The sequence below is a fragment of the Pseudomonas sp. GM55 genome, from assembly GCF_000282395.1.
Classification (GTDB): Bacteria; Pseudomonadota; Gammaproteobacteria; order Pseudomonadales; family Pseudomonadaceae; genus Aquipseudomonas; species Aquipseudomonas fluorescens_CC.
The window spans coordinates 1-16,659 of sequence record NZ_AKJJ01000030.1 but is presented as its reverse complement, the minus strand read 5'-3'; the positions used below and the strand labels follow the sequence as shown (position 1 = coordinate 16,659).

The window sequence follows — 16,659 nt, the reverse complement described above, 5'->3', positions numbered from 1 at the left end:
AATCCGTTATAAAGCTGCAATCTATTTTATAGGCAAAGGGTCACCGGGTTTGAGGAGTGAAGCTTTCAGTTGAAAAGCTGAAAAGCCTTTCTATACACTTACCCACTGGCCAGCTGCCTGAATTTGTCCATTAGGAGTGAAAACAAGGTATGAGCACCATCGAAGAGCGCGTCAAGAAAATCGTTGCTGAGCAACTGGGCGTTAAAGAAGAAGAAGTGGTCAACACTGCTTCCTTCGTAGAAGACCTGGGTGCCGACTCCCTTGACACCGTTGAGCTGGTGATGGCTCTGGAAGAGGAATTCGAGACCGAAATCCCTGACGAAGAAGCCGAGAAGATCACTACTGTACAAGCTGCAATCGACTACGTTACTAGCCACCAGGCGTAATAGTTTGTAATCGTTGCTCGCTGTCATGGAAAAACCGCACTGCCATCATGGCGTGCGGTTTTTTCTTTAGGCCTGATGCAAAGTCGTCATTTGAAAAAGGAGAGTGCTGTGTCGCGTAGACGCGTCGTAGTCACCGGTATGGGTATGTTGTCGCCACTGGGCACGGATGTGCCGAGCAGCTGGCAGGGCATTCTGGCTGGCCGCAGTGGCATTGGTCTGATCGAACACACCGACCTTTCTGCCTATTCCACCCGTTTTGGCGGCTCGGTAAAGGGCTTCAATGTCGAGGAATACCTGTCGCTCAAGGAAGCCCGCAAGCTCGACCTGTTCATTCAATACGGGCTGGCCGCAGGTTTTCAGGCGGTGCGCAACGCCGGCCTGGAAGTCACCGACGCCAACCGTGAGCGCATCGGCGTGGCCATGGGTTCGGGTATTGGCGGACTGACCAATATCGAAGAGACCAGCCGCACGCTGCACGAGACCGGCCCACGACGGATTTCCCCGTTCTTCGTGCCAGGCTCGATCATCAATATGATTTCCGGTTTCCTGTCGATCCATCTGGGGGCACAGGGACCTAACTACGCCATCGCCACGGCCTGTACCACCGGTACCCACTGCATTGGCATGGCGGCGCGCAACATCATGTACGACGAAGCCGACGTGATGATTGCCGGCGGCGCCGAGATGGCGGCCTGCGGTCTGGGCATGGGCGGCTTCGGTGCCTCCCGCGCGCTGTCGACCCGCAACGACGAGCCGACCCGTGCCAGCCGTCCATGGGACAAGGGCCGCGATGGCTTCGTATTGTCCAATGGCGCCGGTGCGCTGGTGCTCGAAGAGTTGGAACACGCCAAAGCTCGCGGCGCGACCATCTATGCCGAGCTGATCGGTTTCGGCACCAGTGGCGATGCCTACCACATGACGTCGCCACCAGCCGATGGCGCGGGTGCTGCGCGCTGCATCACCAATGCGCTGCGCGACGCCAAAATCAATGGCGATCAAGTGCAGTACATCAACGCCCATGGCACCTCGACTCCCGCTGGCGACCTGGCCGAAGTCAATGCAATCAAGTCGGTGTTCGGCGATCACGCCTACAAGCTGGCCGTCAGTTCCACCAAGTCCATGACCGGTCACCTGCTGGGTGCGGCGGGCGCGGTCGAGGCGATCTTCAGCGTGCTGGCAATCAACAGCCAGGTAGCGCCGCCGACCATCAACCTCGATGAGCCGGACGAAGGCTGCGACCTCGATTTCGTGCCGCACACGGCGCGCAACATGGATATCGATGTTGTCGTCTCCAACTCCTTCGGTTTTGGCGGCACCAACGGCTCGCTGGTGTTCCGCCGGTTCGCAGGCTGATGGACAGCTGGGTCGACGGTCAGCCGGCTGACGCTTTGTCGCTGAAGGATCGCGGCCTGGCTTATGGCGATGGTCTGTTTGAGACCATCGCCGTGCGCAACGGGCAGCCAGTGTTGCTGGAGCGGCATCTGTCGCGTCTGGCGGACGGCTGTTCGCGTTTGGCAATGACTGCTGATCATGAGTTGGTCCGCAGCGAGTTGCTGGCCTATGCGGCGGCACTGGGTGACGGTGTGCTCAAGCTCATTCTCACCCGTGGCGACGGTCTGCGCGGTTACGCCCCCGATCCTTCGGCTCAGGCCCGACGCATTCTGCAAGGCAATCCACCTGCGGCTTACCCTGCCGCGCATGGCGAGCAGGGTGTTCGTTTGTTCCCTTGCGCCACGCGATTGTCCAGCCAGCCATTACTGGCGGGCCTCAAGCACCTGAATCGTCTTGAACAAGTCCTCGCCCGCGCGGAATGGCAGGACACCGAGCATGCCGAAGGCTTGATGCTCGATCAGGCCGGGCGCGTGATTGAAGGTGTGTTCAGCAATCTGTTCCTGGTGCGTGATGGCGTGCTCATCACCGCTGACCTCAAGCGCTGCGGCGTGGCAGGCGTGATGCGCGCCGAAATATTGTTTCAGGCCAAGTCGCTGGGAATCCCCACGCAAATCACCGATATACCCCTCGAACAGTTGCAATGGGCTGACGAAGTCTTTGTCTGCAACAGCGTGTATGGTATCTGGCCGGTGCGCGCCTATGCTGCTCTTCACTGGCCGGTTGGGCCGCTCACCCGTAAACTTCAAACCATTGCCCGTGTGCTACTGGATGCTTGATACGTGAGACGTAAACTCTTGCTGCTGCTGGAAACCGGAGTGGTTCTGGCGGGGCTGCTGATGGGTGCTTCAGCCTGGAAAATTCATTCGGCGCTGGTACAGCCGCTGAACATTGCCCAGGAACAATTGCTGAATGTGCCCAAGGGCACCACGCCGACCCGCACCTTCTATCGACTCGAAGCCGATGGCGTCATCAAGGACGCATTCTGGCTGCGCGTGTATTGGCGCTTCAATCTCGCCAAACAGCCCCTGCACAGCGGCGAATATCGCCTGCAACCGGGCATGACCGTCGAAAGCCTGATCGACCTGTGGAAACGCGGTGAAATGGTTCAGTACAGCCTGACCCTGGTCGAAGGCTGGAATTTCCGCCAGGTCCGCGCAGCGCTGGCCAAGGAAGAGAAGCTCGACCATAGCCTCAACGGTTTGAGCGATAGCCAGGTCATGGACAAGCTCGGCCATACCGGGATTTTTCCGGAAGGACGCTTCTTCCCTGACACCTATCGTTACGTGCGCGGCATGTCCGACATCGAGCTGCTGAAAACCGCTTACGACCGCCTTGATGAAGTGCTCGCCAAGGAATGGGAGCAGCGTGCCGCGGATGCGCCGTACACTGAGCCCTATCAAGCGCTGATCATGGCCTCGCTGGTCGAGAAGGAAACCGGCGTACCGCAGGAGCGCGGGCAGATTGCTGGCGTGTTTGTACGGCGCATGGCAATAGGCATGTTGTTGCAGACCGATCCGACGGTCATCTACGGCCTCGGCGAGCGCTATAGCGGCAAGCTGACCCGGGCTCACCTCAAGGAAGCGACGCCCTATAACACCTATATGAATGCGGGTCTGCCACCGACGCCGATTTCGATGGTCGGTCGCGAAGCCATCCATGCGGCACTCAATCCGGTGGACGGCAACAGTCTTTACTTCGTGGCGCGCGGTGATGGCACTCATGTGTTCTCCGATGACCTGGATGCCCACAACAATGCCGTGAAGGAGTTCCAGCTCAAGCGCCGCGCCGATTACCGTTCCAGTCCGGCGCCAGCTACCGCACCCGAGACGCCGCCAACCGAGACTGAACAAGCCGGTACACAGGAGGCCAAGGCTTCGCAAGAGCAGTTGCCGATCCCGGCGGCTTCACCGAACACGGCCCCCGAGGCACTACCGCAGGTTCCGCCGCAAGATCCTGCGCCGGCCCCCGATACCACCGCATCGAAAAGCCCGCAATGACTCTGACTAAGGACTGCCTGTGACTGGCTTGTTTATTACTCTGGAAGGCCCGGAAGGCGCCGGCAAGAGCACCAATCGCGAATACCTGGCCGAGCGCCTGCGCGCTGCCGGCATCGAGGTGGTGCTGACCCGCGAGCCGGGCGGCACGCCATTGGCCGAGCGCATCCGTGAAGTTCTGTTGGCCCCCGTCGACGAAGTCATGAACCCGGATACCGAGTTGCTGTTGGTGTTCGCCGCGCGTGCCCAGCACCTGGCTGAAGTGATTCGCCCGGCGCTGGCCCGTGGTGCCGTGGTCTTGTGTGATCGTTTTACCGATTCGACATACGCCTACCAGGGCGGTGGTCGCGGCTTGTCGCTGGAGCGCATCGCGACCCTGGAAACCTTCGTTCAAGGCGATCTGCGCCCGCACCTCACGCTGATTTTCGATCTGCCTGTCGAGGTGGGTCTGGCCCGCGCCAGCGCTCGCGGTCGTCTGGATCGCTTCGAGCTCGAAGGCCGGGCCTTTTTCGATGCCGTACGCACCGCCTTCCTCAAGCGGGCCGAAGCGGATCCTGCGCGTTATGTGCTGGTCGATGCTGCCCAACCTCTGGCACAGGTTCAGCAATCGCTGGATGCCTTGCTGCCGCGCCTGCTGGAGTTGAGCCGTGGCTGAGGCCTATCCGTGGCAGGAAACCCTTTGGCAGCACCTGGCGGGTCGCGCCCAGCATGCACATGCCTACCTGCTGCATGGCCCGGCCGGGATCGGCAAGCGGGCACTGGCCGAGCGCCTGATGGCCAGCTTGCTGTGCCAGCGCCCGGTCGCGCTGGATGCCTGCGGCGAATGCAAATCCTGCCTGCTGCTCAAGGCTGGCAGCCACCCGGATAACTACATCCTGGAGCCGGAAGAAGCCGACAAGGCGATCAAGGTCGATCAGGTTCGCGATCTGGTCAGTTTCGTGGTGCAGACCGCGCAGTTGGGCGGGCGCAAGGTGGTGCTGATCGAGCCGGTCGAGTCGATGAACGTCAACGCCTCCAACGCCTTGCTCAAGAGCCTTGAGGAACCGTCCGGCGATACGGTTCTGTTGCTGGTCAGTCATCAGCCGAGTCGCTTGTTGCCAACCATCAAGAGTCGTTGCGTTCAGCAGGCCTGTCCGCTGCCGGGCGAGGCCATGAGCTTGAAGTGGCTGGCTCAGGCGTTGCCGGAGTGTTCCGAAGAAGAGCGCGTCGAACTGCTGACGCTGGCTGCCGGTTCGCCACTGGCGGCGGTCAGTCTTCAGGCCCAGGGCGTGCGTGAACAGCGCACGCAAGTGGTCGAAGGGGTGAAAAAACTCCTCAAGCAACAGCAGTCGCCGACGCAACTGGCCGAAGAATGGAAAAGCATTCCGATGTTGCGCCTGTTCGACTGGTTCTGCGATTGGTCGAGCCTGATCCTGCGTTATCAGTTGACCCAGGACGAAGCCGGCCTCGGCCTGGCCGACATGCGCAAAGTCGTGCAATACCTGGCGCAGAAAAGCGCCCAGGGCAAAGTCCTCGATATTCAGGACTGGATCCTCGCCCAGCGACAGAAAGTCTTGAGCAAGGCCAACCTCAATCCGGCCTTGCTGCTGGAGGCATTGCTGGTGCAATGGGCATCATTGCCTGCCCAAAGATGACTGCCTGCGCCTAGACTCTGAATATCAGAACACCCGACCGTCCCACCCATTCGATGTAAGTTGCAGCCCCTTATGCTCGTAGATTCCCATTGTCACCTTGATCGCCTCGACCTGGCCGCCCACGACGGCTCCCTGGATGCTGCCCTGGAGGCTGCCCGGCAACGCGGGGTAGGGCACTTTCTGTGTATTGGTGTCAGCGCGGACAACGCGGCCGACGTCAAGGCCCTGGCCGAACGCTATGACGATGTCGACTGCTCGGTGGGCGTGCACCCTCTGGATGTGCAGCCGGGTGCCGCGCCAGCGCTGGACTGGTTGTTGCAGGAGCTCAATCACCCGCGTGTGGTCGCCATCGGCGAAACCGGCCTCGATTACCATTACGAGCCGGAAGCGGCGCAGTTGCAGCAGGAATCCTTTCGCCTGCACCTGCAAGCGGCGCAGCAGACAGGCAAGCCGGTGATCATCCACACCCGTGGCGCCCGCACCGATACCCTGGACTTGCTGCGTGAGGCGGCGCTGCCCCAGGCAGGTGTATTGCACTGTTTTACCGAAGACTGGGAAATGGCGAAGGCTGCGCTGGACATGGGCTATTACATTTCCTTGTCCGGGATTGTCACTTTCCGCAATGCCGATGCGTTGCGCGATGTGGCCAGCAAGGTGCCGGCCGACCGATTGCTGGTGGAAACCGACTCGCCATACCTGGCACCGATTCCCCATCGCGGCAAGCCAAACCTGCCGCAATACGTGCGTGAAGTAGCGGAATTTCTGGCAATGTTGCGGGGTGAACCCTACGAGCGGTTTGCCGAGCAGACCACGGCCAATTTCAAGCGGCTGTTCCCGCTGGCACACGTAAAAGGTTAAATCGCAGGCAAAAAAAACCCGGGTTCTGGGGGGTGAATCCGGGTTAAGACCATTAGGAGTAAAACAATGGCACGCGGTCCGTTGGTACCAATATCGGCGTGACACTTGGGGGAGATGCCCCGCCGACATTTCAAGTATTGATCAGGATTGCGCCTAGTCCAGTTTGGTGGCACGGGTTTTTAAACAAATTTGGAATACGTGCGCTTCGGAAGAGTTCTCATCAAGCTGTAAACGTACGCGGAATGACCAGAAAGCACAGATATGGTCGGATGATCCGTGCATTTTTGTGCAAGTTAGGCATAATACGCGGCTTCGAATTTTGACCCCGACAGACCTTTTCTTATGCATAAAGAACCTCGTAAGGTCCGTGAGTTTCGTCGCCGCGAGCAGGAAATTCTCGATACCGCGCTCAAGCTGTTCCTCGAACAAGGTGAAGACAGTGTCACCGTCGAGATGATTGCTGATGCCGTCGGTATCGGCAAAGGCACGATCTACAAGCACTTCAAATCCAAGGCGGAAATCTATCTGCGCCTGATGCTCGACTACGAGCGCGATTTGAACGCATTGCTGCATTCGGCCGATGTCGACAAGGACAAGGAAGCCCTGTCCCGTGCGTACTTCGAATTCCGTATGCGCGATCCTCAACGCTATCGCCTCTTCGACCGCCTCGAAGAGAAAGTGGTCAAGGGCAACCAGGTGCCGGAGATGATCGAGGAGCTGCACAAGATCCGTGCCTCGAACTTCGACCGCCTGACTCTGCTGATCAAGGGCCGGATCAGCGAAGGCAAGCTTGAAGACGTACCACCTTACTTCCATTACTGCGCGTCCTGGGCGCTGGTGCACGGTGCCGTCGCGCTGTATCACTCGCCGTTCTGGAGCAACGTGTTGGAAGACCAGGAAGGTTTCTTCCAGTTCCTCATGGACATCGGCGTGCGCATGGGCAACAAACGCAAGCGCGACACCGACACGCCGAGCAACTGAGCCATTCAGTTGCCTTATTGCGCCATGATTTCGCTACTTGGCGCAGTGCCGCAGGAATATACTCAGGTAGAGGACTTGCTAAAACTTGATTTCTGAGTCAAGTTTTAGCGGCCCGATATTCTTCCGCCGGAGTGACCATGATCGTTGACCGTCAAGGCAGGCGTTTTCGCAACTTGCGAATCAGTCTGACCTCCGCCTGCAATTACGCCTGTACCTACTGCGTGCCCAACGGCAAGCGGCTGGTGGCTGCGCAGGATGAATTGTCGGCCGACGCCATGGCGCGCGGTGTGGCTTATCTGATTGAAGCGGCGGGGATCGAGCGTCTGCGCATTACCGGCGGCGAACCGCTGGTCAGCCCGAAACTCGAGGCGTTCATGACGGCGGTCGGGAAGATGGGCCTGGAAGACATCAGCCTGACCACCAATGGTCAGTTGCTGGCGAAGAAACTGCCGCTGTTGGTGGACGCCGGCATTCGGCGCCTCAACGTCTCCCTCGATACCCTCGACGCCAGTGCATTCCGCGGCATTGCCCGGGGCGGCGACCTGGCCACTGTGCTCAACGGCATGAGCGAGGCCAGTGCAGCCGGCATGAAGATCAAGGTCAACATGGTGCCGCTGCGCGGGCAGAACCTCGATCAAGTGATGCCGTTGCTCGACTACTGTCTGGAGCGCGGTTATGAACTGCGCTTCATCGAGCTGATGCGCATGGGCCACCTGGCCAACGATTCCAATGCCTTTGTGCAACAGTTCGTCAGCCTCCAGCAACTGCTGAGCCTGATCGGCGAGCGCTACGAATACCTGCAGGCCGATGCCCCGATCGATGCGACGGCCGTTCGCTATGAAATTCCCGGCCAGGGGTATTTCGGCGTGATCGCCAACGAAAGTGTGCCTTTCTGCCGTACCTGCTCACGACTGCGTCTGTCCTCCACCGGGTGGCTGCATGGCTGCCTGTCGTCGAGCAATCGCCACTACATCGGCGACCTGCTGGACAAGCCCCGCCACCAGGCGCTGCCGGCCTTGCAGAGACTCCTGGTGAAAGCCTTGGGTGACAAGCAGGAAGTGGCGTTCTCTGGTGGAGCGACTGTCATGAAGATTATCGGCGGTTGAACCGGCCTCATCGCGGGCAAGCCACGCTCCCACAAGGTTTTGCGTAAACCCGTGTAGGAGCGAGCTTGCTCGCGATGGCTATAGATAAGTCAACAATGCTCATGAGGTGGCGCAAAAGCTGCATCCCACGGCCATTCGCCGGTTTTCCGACACCGGCCTCTGGAGGATAGGATGCGTAGCCTGGTTTTGCTGCTGGCCGTTTTGGCACTTGGTGGCTGCATGAATGTCAGCGATATGGCCGAAGGGACTCGTTACCATATGAGCGATGCGGGGTTGCTCGACCACAGCGACAGCCGCCGCGTAAACAACCTGCGCATTCAGCCGGACTCATTTGTCTACATCGCCCAGGGCGCTTTCGTGCCGCCGGGCAGCGCCCTTTACCCACGGCCCAACGTGATTGCTGAAGTCGCGTTCGATGGCTTCGTCGAATACTTCCCGATGGTCCGCCGTGCCCGTACACCGGAAGGCCTCGACCAGGCCATGGGCGAAGCCCGTGCCGCCGGTGCGCACTATCTGCTCTACACCCGTTTTGCCAAGTCTGACGACCGTATCGGCAACTCTGACGAGTGGCTGGATCAGGAGGCGCTGGACCGCCTCGGCATCGACAGCGGTATGATTCAGATCATGTTGATCGAGACCAGCACCCAGTATTTGATTGATACTGCAACCATCAAGAGTCGTGGCGGTTTACTGACGTTCCACGATAAAAAACCCGAAGACCTGATGGGCCCGCCGCTGGAGCAATACGCGCGCAGCCTGCTGGGCCTCAGCGACCAGTAATGCCAAGGAGAACGCCATGAGTGGCCCGCAAAAAGCCAACGACCTGCTGGGGCAAATCCCCAAGACCCAAGGCTTGCCGCCGGTGCACCTGTGGAATCCCGATTTCTGCGGCGACATCGACATGCGCATCGCCCGGGACGGCACCTGGTATTACCTGGGCACGCCGATCGGGCGCAAGCCGATGGTCAAACTGTTCTCCACCATCATTCGCCGCGATGGCGACGATTATTTCCTGATCACTCCGGTCGAAAAAGTCGGCATCAAGGTCGACGATGCGCCATTCGTGGCGATTGCGGTGGACGTGGAAGGCGAGGGCGAGGCGCAGGTGCTGCGCTTTACCACCAACGTCGATGAAACCACCGAGGCCGGTACCGAGCATCCGATGCGGGTGGTCATCGACCCGATAACGCAGGAGCCAGCGCCTTACGTGCATGTGCGCAGTAATCTTGAAGCGTTGATTCATCGCAACGTGTTCTATCAATTGGTGGAGCTGGCGGTGAGTCGCGAAATCGACGGCCAGCGCTGGCTCGGTGTCTGGAGTGGCGGCGAGTTTTTCCCCATCGGTCTTGAGCCCTGACGCAGTACCCTGTGTACTCAGTAAATTCAAATTGACATCCAATCGTATGATGATTAGCGTGGACCTCCATTGCGAACGGCTTTGAGGTGTCCATGTCCAGCAGCTTTCATGCGTCGACGGTTGACTGGTTGGGATGCTGGCTCGCCACAGGGCAAGTCAAGCCGGGTGAGTCACTCAAGGTCGAAGCCGACCTCGGCGAACAACTTGGCGTGAGCCGCACGGTCATCCGCGAAGCGATCAAGACCCTGGTTGCCAAAGGCATGCTCGAGGTCGGTCCGAAAGTCGGCACGCGGGTGTTGCCGGTGCGGCGCTGGAACCTCTTTGATCCACAAGTCGTCGGCTGGTTGTCGCACAGCGGCTTGCCGGAAAACTTCGTCGACGATCTGCTCGACCTGCGCCGCACCATCGAGCCGATGGCCGTGCGCTGGGCTTGCGAGCGCGCAACGGGCGAGCAGGTGGACGCTATCCTGATGGCCTGCAATGCGCTGGAACGGGCGGTGGACAGCGGCATTGACTACAACCGTGCTGATCAGTTCTTTCACGAGTGCATCCTCGCTGCCAGCCACAATCAATTCATCGAACAAATGGTTCCCGCCCTCGGCGCCTTACTGGCGGTGGCCTTCGAAGTGTCCGCTGCCGACCCGGATGAACTGCGTCGTACCTTGCCGATTCACCGGGACCTGGCCGAGGCCATCGCGGCCCGTGATACCGCCCGGGGTGTCTGGGCCTGTATGACCCTGATCGATAACGCCGCCCTGGCGATCAAGCGTTACTACCCGCAAGTCATGGCCGATAGAAAAGTCAGCTAACAACGAAAATCCCACATAAAAACAAGAACAATGCAGGAGGTTTCATGACGTGGACCGCGGTTACCGGACACCGGGCGCAACTTGGCGAGGGCCCGTTCTGGGATGCGCCCACCCAGGCCCTGTATTGGGTGGATATTGCCGGTAAACAGGCATTGCGGCTGATCGGCGCCAATGTGCAGATCTGGCAGATGCCGGAGCATGTATCGGCGTTCATCCCCTGCGCCAGCGGTGACGCCCTGGTGACACTGAGCAGTGGCGTGTATCGGCTGGACCTGGACTCACCCGGGCTGGACCCGCGCCTGACATTGTTCTGCGTCGCCGATCCGCAACCGGGCAACCGCCCCAACGAAGCCCGCTGCGATGCCCAGGGCCGGCTCTGGCTCGGCACCATGCAAAACAACATCGACGAGCGGGGCGAAGACCTGCCCATCGAACGGCGCTCCGGCGGGTTGTTCCGCATTGATCGGGACGCTCGAGTCATGCCGCTGCTCCGAGGGCTGGGCATCCCCAATACGCTGTTGTGGAGCGATGACGGCACCAGCGTTTATTTTGGCGACAGCCTCGATGGCACCTTGTACCGACATTTCATTCGCACCGACGGCAATCTCGAACCCGCACAACCCTGGTTTGGCCCGCACAGACGCGGCGTCCCGGACGGTTCGGCGATGGATGCCGAAGGTTTTATCTGGAATGCCCGTTGGGACGGCCACTGTCTGCTCAGGTTGAGCCCAGACGGCAAAGTCGATCGGATCATCGAACTGCCGATCAGTCGTCCCACCAGTTGCGTGTTCGGTGGTGCGGACCTGAAAACCCTGTACATCACCAGCGCGGCAAGTCCACTGGGCCATCCGTTGGATGGGGCCGTGTTGTCGATTCCAGTGGATGTGCCTGGAAAGCATTGCACGCGTTTTGCTGGATAAATCCCAAAATATGGGATGTAAATATATATATTGAGATTTTAAACGAGCCGGGTTTATAGTCGGCCTCATCAGTGACATGCACTCACACTTAAAAAAACAAAACAGGTGAAGTGATGCAGCGAAACTCCCCCGCACACCCTTGCGGAGACAAGGTCCCAGACCGTTTCAAGCTGAAACGTTTTCGCACCCACCTGTTTCTTACTCAGCGCCTTTTGACCGGACATCGACAGATGCCCGGTTTTCGTCGTGCTATCGAACAGGAGTCTTGATCCATGGCTGAACCACTGTCATTGCCGCCGGTACCCGAACCACCGAAAGGCGAACGCCTGAAAAACAAGGTCGTATTGCTCACCGGTGCCGCCCAGGGCATTGGCGAAGCGATTGTGGCGACCTTTGCGTCCCAGCAAGCCAGGCTGATCATCAGCGACATTCAGGCCGAAAAAGTCGAGAAGGTTGCGGCGCACTGGCGCGGTCAAGGCGCCGATGTGGTGGCGATCAAGGCCGACGTGTCGCGTCCCCAGGATCTGCAGGCCATGGCCAGGCTGGCAATCGACCTGCACGGACGGATCGATGTGCTGGTCAACTGCGCCGGGGTCAACGTGTTCCGTGATCCGCTGGAAATGACCGAGGAAGACTGGCGTCGCTGCTTTGCCATTGACCTGGACGGTGCGTGGTACGGCTGCAAGGCGGTATTGCCGCAGATGATCGAGCAGGGCATTGGCAGCATCATCAACATCGCCTCCACCCATTCCAGCCACATTATTCCGGGCTGCTTCCCTTACCCGGTGGCCAAGCATGGCCTGCTCGGCCTGACCCGCGCGCTGGGCATCGAATATGCGTCCAAGGGCATCCGCGTCAATGCCATCGCACCGGGCTACATCGAAACCCAGATCAACATCGATTACTGGAACGGTTTCGCCGACTCCCACGCCGAACGTCAGCGCGCATTTGACCTGCACCCGCCGCGCCGTATCGGGCAGCCGATCGAGGTGGCGATGACGGCGGTGTTCCTGGCCAGTGATGAAGCGCCGTTCATCAACGCCTCATGCATCACCATCGATGGTGGGCGTTCGGTGATGTACCACGACTGAGTATTCGGGCTTTTGGGCGCTTTGCTGCGTCCGAAATCCAATCATCATACGATATGACTATTGGAAGTGCGGCCTTACCGTCCATTGGCTACAAAGAACGCTTTCAAAGAACGCTCAAGAACAATAACAAGGAGTCTGCTTATGAATCGTCGTCATGCTATCCGTTCCCTGTGCTGTGCCGCTTTGGCGGTCTCGGCGGTCAGCCTGAGCAGCACGCTGCTGGCGGCCGAGGACGTGAAAATCGGTTTCCTGGTCAAGCAGGCGGAGGAACCCTGGTTCCAGACCGAATGGGCATTTGCCGAAAAGGCCGGGAAAGAGAAGGGCTTCACCTTGATCAAGATCGCCGTGCCGGATGGTGAGAAAACCCTGTCTGCCATCGACAGCCTCGCGGCCAATGGCGCCAAGGGGTTCGTGATCTGCCCGCCGGACGTGTCCCTCGGCCCAGCGATCATGGCCAAGGCCAGGCTCAACGGGCTGAAGGTGATTGCCGTCGACGACCGTTTTGTCGATGCCAGCGGTAAATTCATGGAAGACGTGCCGTACCTCGGCATGGCCGCGTTCGAAGTCGGCCAGAAGCAGGGTAACGCCATGGCCACTGAGGCGAAGAAACGCGGCTGGGACTGGAAAGACACCTATGCGGTGATCAACACCTACAACGAACTCGACACCGGCAAGAAGCGCACCGACGGTTCGGTCAAGGCTCTGGAAGACGCCGGCATGCCGAAGGATCACATCCTATTCGCGGCCCTGAAAACCCTCGATGTGCCGGGCAGCATGGACGCCACCAACTCGGCCTTGGTGAAACTGCCGGGTGCGGCGAAGAACCTGATCATCGGCGGCATGAACGACAACACCGTGCTCGGCGGCGTGCGTGCCACCGAGAGCGCCGGCTTCGCTGCGGCCAACGTGATCGGCATCGGCATCAACGGTACCGACGCCATCGGCGAGCTGAAGAAACCCGACAGCGGCTTCTACGGCTCGATGCTGCCAAGCCCGCACATCGAGGGCTACAACACCGCGAGCATGATGTACGAGTGGGTCACCACCGGCACTGAACCGGCGAAACTCACGGCCATGGACGACGTGACACTGATCACCCGCGACAACTTCAAGCAGGAACTGGAAAAGATCGGCCTGTGGAACTGATGGCTGTTTGATTTCAGCGGCGGTCTCGGCGACGGGGCTGCCTGATCGGTGTGAAGAGGTGGGTTATGCACGTGCAAACAAATACACGACAACACAGCGGCAGCTTGCGCTTCAACGGGATCGGCAAGACCTTTCCCGGGGTCAAGGCGCTGGACAATATCAGCTTCGTCGCCCATCCGGGGCAGGTTCATGCCTTGATGGGCGAGAACGGCGCCGGCAAGTCGACGCTGCTGAAAATCCTCGGCGGGGCCTACATTCCCAGCAGTGGTGCCTTGCAGATCGGCGAGCGGACGATGGACTTCAAGTCCACCGCCGACAGCATCGGCAGTGGCGTCGCGGTGATTCACCAGGAGCTGCATCTGGTGCCGGAAATGACCGTGGCGGAGAACCTGTTTCTTGGGCATCTGCCAGCCCGTTTCGGCCTGATCAATCGCGGTACCTTGCGCCAGCGGGCACTGGCCTGTCTCAAAGGCCTGGCCGATGAAATCGACCCGCAAGAGAAAGTCGGGCGGCTGTCCCTTGGCCAGCGGCAACTGGTGGAGATCGCCAAGGCGTTGTCCCGTGGCGCCCACGTGATTGCCTTCGACGAACCCACCAGCAGCCTTTCGGCGCGGGAGATCGAGCGCTTGATGGCGATCATCGGCCGGCTGCGGGACGAGGGCAAAGTGGTGCTCTACGTGTCCCATCGCATGGAAGAGGTGTTCCGCATCTGTGATGCAGTGACGGTGTTCAAGGACGGGCGATACGTGCGCACGTTCGACGACATGGGCCAACTGACCCACGATCAACTGGTCACCTGCATGGTCGGTCGCGACATCCAGGACATCTACGATTACCGCCCCCGCCAACGCGGCGCGGTGGCGCTCAAGGTCGACGGTTTGCTCGGGCCCGGGTTACGCGAGCCGGTGAGTTTCGAGGTACACAAAGGCGAAATCCTCGGCCTGTTCGGCTTGGTCGGTGCCGGTCGCACCGAGCTGCTGCGCCTGCTCAGCGGCCTGGCGCGCAACAGCGCCGGACGCCTGGAACTGCGAGGCCATGAACTGAAACTGCATTCACCGCGAGACGCCATTGCCGCCGGAATCCTGTTGTGCCCCGAGGACCGCAAGAAGGAGGGCATCCTGCCGCTGGCCAGCGTTGCCGAGAACATCAACATCAGCGCACGCGGCGCCCATTCCACCTTCGGCTGCCTGTTGCGTGGCCTGTGGGAAAAGGACAACGCCGACCGGCAGATCAAGGCGCTCAAGGTGAAAACGCCACACGCCGGGCAGCCGATCAAGTTTCTTTCCGGCGGTAATCAGCAGAAGGCCATTCTCGGCCGCTGGCTGTCGATGCCGATGAAAGTGCTGCTGCTTGACGAACCCACCCGCGGTATCGACATCGGTGCCAAGGCCGAGATCTACCAGATCATCCATAACCTGGCGACGGAAGGGATCGCGGTGATCGTGGTGTCCAGTGACTTGATGGAAGTCATGGGCATTTCCGACCGCATCCTGGTGCTCTGTGAAGGCGCGCTGCGTGGCGAACTGAGCCGCGACCAGGCCAACGAATCCAACCTGCTGCAACTGGCTTTGCCGCGCCAACGCGCCGACGGCGTGGCGAACTGAGAGGTGACTATGATGACAACCCAAAACAACACCCTGCCGACCACTCGCAGACGGCTGGACCTGCGGCGCTTCCTCGATGACTGGGTGATGCTGCTGGCAGCCGTCGGCATCTTTGTCGCCTGCACCTTGCTGATCGACAACTTCCTTTCACCGCTGAACATGCGCGGCCTGGGCCTGGCGATTTCCACCACCGGCATTGCTGCCTGCACCATGTTGTATTGCCTGGCGTCCGGGCATTTCGACTTGTCGGTGGGCTCGGTGATCGCCTGTGCCGGGGTGGTCGCAGCGGTGGTGATGCGCGACACCGACAGCGTGTTTCTCGGAGTCTGTGCGGCACTGGTGATGGGGCTGATCGTCGGGCTGATCAACGGCATCGTCATCGCCAAACTACGGGTCAATGCGTTGATTACCACGTTGGCGACCATGCAGATCGTCCGTGGCCTGGCCTACATCTTCGCCAATGGCAAAGCAGTGGGCGTGTCCCAGGAATCGTTTTTCGTCTTCGGTAACGGCCAGATGTTCGGCGTACCGGTGCCGATCCTGATCACCATTGTCTGCTTCCTGTTTTTCGGCTGGCTGCTGAACTACACGACTTACGGGCGCAACACCATGGCGATTGGCGGCAACCAGGAAGCGGCGCTACTGGCCGGGGTGAATGTCGACCGGACCAAGATCATCATCTTCGCCGTGCATGGCGTGATCGGCGCGTTGGCCGGGGTCATCCTGGCGTCGCGCATGACCTCGGGACAGCCGATGATCGGCCAGGGTTTCGAGCTGACGGTGATTTCGGCCTGCGTGCTGGGCGGGGTGTCGTTGAGTGGCGGGATCGGGATGATTCGGCACGTGATTGCCGGGGTATTGATCCTGGCGATCATCGAGAATGCGATGAACCTGAAGAACATCGATACGTTTTATCAGTATGTGATTCGGGGTTCGATTTTGCTGCTGGCGGTGGTCATTGATCGACTGAAACAGCGCTGAAACCTGTTGTCCGTGGGAGCTTGCTCCCACACCTTTCCCCACTCAAAACTCAACTAACGGTAGAGTTTTTTATAAAAAAGGAAGCGTCCTACATACAAACAAATTCCTGCACGCCTTAATCCCCATCCTTGGATTTTGCCGGGAACAGGCGCGTGCAGTTCCTGAGGCAAACACGGATTGTTGATGCCGCAGGAAGCTTGTTAATGGAACCGACAAAAATATTCTCGCCACAGAACCGGCGCCTGATCACGTTCACCACCCCGATGGCAAACCAGCAGGAACTGCTGCTCGAGCGCTTTTCCGGCGCCGAGGGTCTGTCGACCTTATTCAGTTTCGAGCTGTCGCTGCTCAGTCAGGATGCCCGCCTGGAACTCAAGTCGTTAATGGGCCAATCGGCATC

The 16,659-nt window shown here is 59.7% G+C and carries 17 protein-coding genes and 1 pseudogene; all 18 read left to right on the top strand.

Annotation, left to right across the window (positions count from 1 at the left end; all coding sequences use genetic code 11):
- Positions 1 to 149 precede the first annotated feature (149 nt).
- Complete coding sequence (acpP, locus tag PMI31_RS04195) at positions 150 to 386, top strand: acyl carrier protein (protein WP_003175607.1); 237 nt, start codon at positions 150 to 152, stop codon at positions 384 to 386.
- 108 nt (positions 387 to 494) lie between these two features.
- A complete protein-coding gene (gene fabF / locus PMI31_RS04190) occupies positions 495 to 1,739 on the top strand; it encodes a beta-ketoacyl-ACP synthase II (RefSeq protein WP_008016437.1) in 1,245 nt (414 codons plus the stop codon).
- Positions 1,739 to 2,554 carry an aminodeoxychorismate lyase gene (gene pabC / locus PMI31_RS04185; protein WP_008016436.1) on the top strand — a complete coding sequence of 272 codons (816 nt, stop codon included), beginning with the start codon at positions 1,739 to 1,741 and terminating at the stop codon, positions 2,552 to 2,554. The genes fabF and pabC overlap by 1 nt, the downstream gene beginning before the upstream one ends.
- Positions 2,555 to 2,557: 3 nt before the next feature.
- A complete protein-coding gene (gene mltG, locus PMI31_RS04180; protein WP_008016435.1) occupies positions 2,558 to 3,775 on the top strand; it encodes an endolytic transglycosylase MltG in 1,218 nt (405 codons plus the stop codon).
- A 19-nt stretch (positions 3,776 to 3,794) separates the two neighbouring features.
- Positions 3,795 to 4,427, top strand: coding sequence for a dTMP kinase (tmk, locus tag PMI31_RS04175; protein ID WP_008016434.1), 633 nt, complete (start codon positions 3,795 to 3,797; stop codon positions 4,425 to 4,427).
- Entirely contained in the window at positions 4,420 to 5,406 is a 987-nt protein-coding gene (locus PMI31_RS04170; RefSeq protein WP_008016433.1) for a DNA polymerase III subunit delta', read from the top strand. Before tmk ends, PMI31_RS04170 begins: the two co-directional genes overlap by 8 nt.
- Positions 5,407 to 5,478: 72 nt before the next feature.
- Positions 5,479 to 6,264: a TatD family hydrolase gene (locus tag PMI31_RS04165; RefSeq protein WP_008016431.1), complete on the top strand. Its 786-nt coding sequence runs from the start codon at positions 5,479 to 5,481 to the stop codon at positions 6,262 to 6,264.
- Positions 6,265 to 6,606: 342 nt separating this feature from the next.
- A complete protein-coding gene (locus PMI31_RS04160; protein WP_008016430.1) occupies positions 6,607 to 7,245 on the top strand; it encodes a TetR/AcrR family transcriptional regulator in 639 nt (212 codons plus the stop codon).
- Between the two features lie 137 nt (positions 7,246 to 7,382).
- Entirely contained in the window at positions 7,383 to 8,351 is a 969-nt protein-coding gene (locus PMI31_RS04155) for a GTP 3',8-cyclase MoaA (RefSeq protein WP_008016429.1), read from the top strand.
- Between the two features lie 171 nt (positions 8,352 to 8,522).
- A complete protein-coding gene (locus PMI31_RS04150) occupies positions 8,523 to 9,131 on the top strand; it encodes a DUF4823 domain-containing protein (RefSeq protein WP_008016428.1) in 609 nt (202 codons plus the stop codon).
- A 16-nt stretch (positions 9,132 to 9,147) separates the two neighbouring features.
- Positions 9,148 to 9,708: a DUF1285 domain-containing protein gene (locus tag PMI31_RS04145; RefSeq protein ID WP_008016427.1), complete on the top strand. Its 561-nt coding sequence runs from the start codon at positions 9,148 to 9,150 to the stop codon at positions 9,706 to 9,708.
- A gap of 92 nt (positions 9,709 to 9,800) precedes the next feature.
- Entirely contained in the window at positions 9,801 to 10,517 is a 717-nt protein-coding gene (locus PMI31_RS04140; protein ID WP_008016426.1) for a FadR/GntR family transcriptional regulator, read from the top strand.
- Positions 10,518 to 10,561: 44 nt separating this feature from the next.
- The gene (locus PMI31_RS04135; RefSeq protein ID WP_008016425.1) at positions 10,562 to 11,437 is read left to right on the top strand and encodes an SMP-30/gluconolactonase/LRE family protein; all 876 of its coding nucleotides are present in this window, start codon (positions 10,562 to 10,564) and stop codon (positions 11,435 to 11,437) included.
- A 272-nt stretch (positions 11,438 to 11,709) separates the two neighbouring features.
- Positions 11,710 to 12,528, top strand: coding sequence for an SDR family oxidoreductase (locus PMI31_RS04130; protein ID WP_008016424.1), 819 nt, complete (start codon positions 11,710 to 11,712; stop codon positions 12,526 to 12,528).
- A 141-nt stretch (positions 12,529 to 12,669) separates the two neighbouring features.
- A complete protein-coding gene (locus PMI31_RS04125) occupies positions 12,670 to 13,674 on the top strand; it encodes a substrate-binding domain-containing protein (protein ID WP_008016423.1) in 1,005 nt (334 codons plus the stop codon).
- A gap of 65 nt (positions 13,675 to 13,739) precedes the next feature.
- Complete coding sequence (gene araG, locus PMI31_RS04120; RefSeq protein ID WP_008016422.1) at positions 13,740 to 15,278, top strand: L-arabinose ABC transporter ATP-binding protein AraG; 1,539 nt, start codon at positions 13,740 to 13,742, stop codon at positions 15,276 to 15,278.
- 12 nt (positions 15,279 to 15,290) lie between these two features.
- Entirely contained in the window at positions 15,291 to 16,259 is a 969-nt protein-coding gene (gene araH, locus PMI31_RS04115) for an L-arabinose ABC transporter permease AraH (protein WP_043302204.1), read from the top strand.
- Between the two features lie 203 nt (positions 16,260 to 16,462).
- Positions 16,463 to 16,659: pseudogene (locus PMI31_RS04110) on the top strand (type VI secretion system tip protein VgrG); the annotation flags it as partial.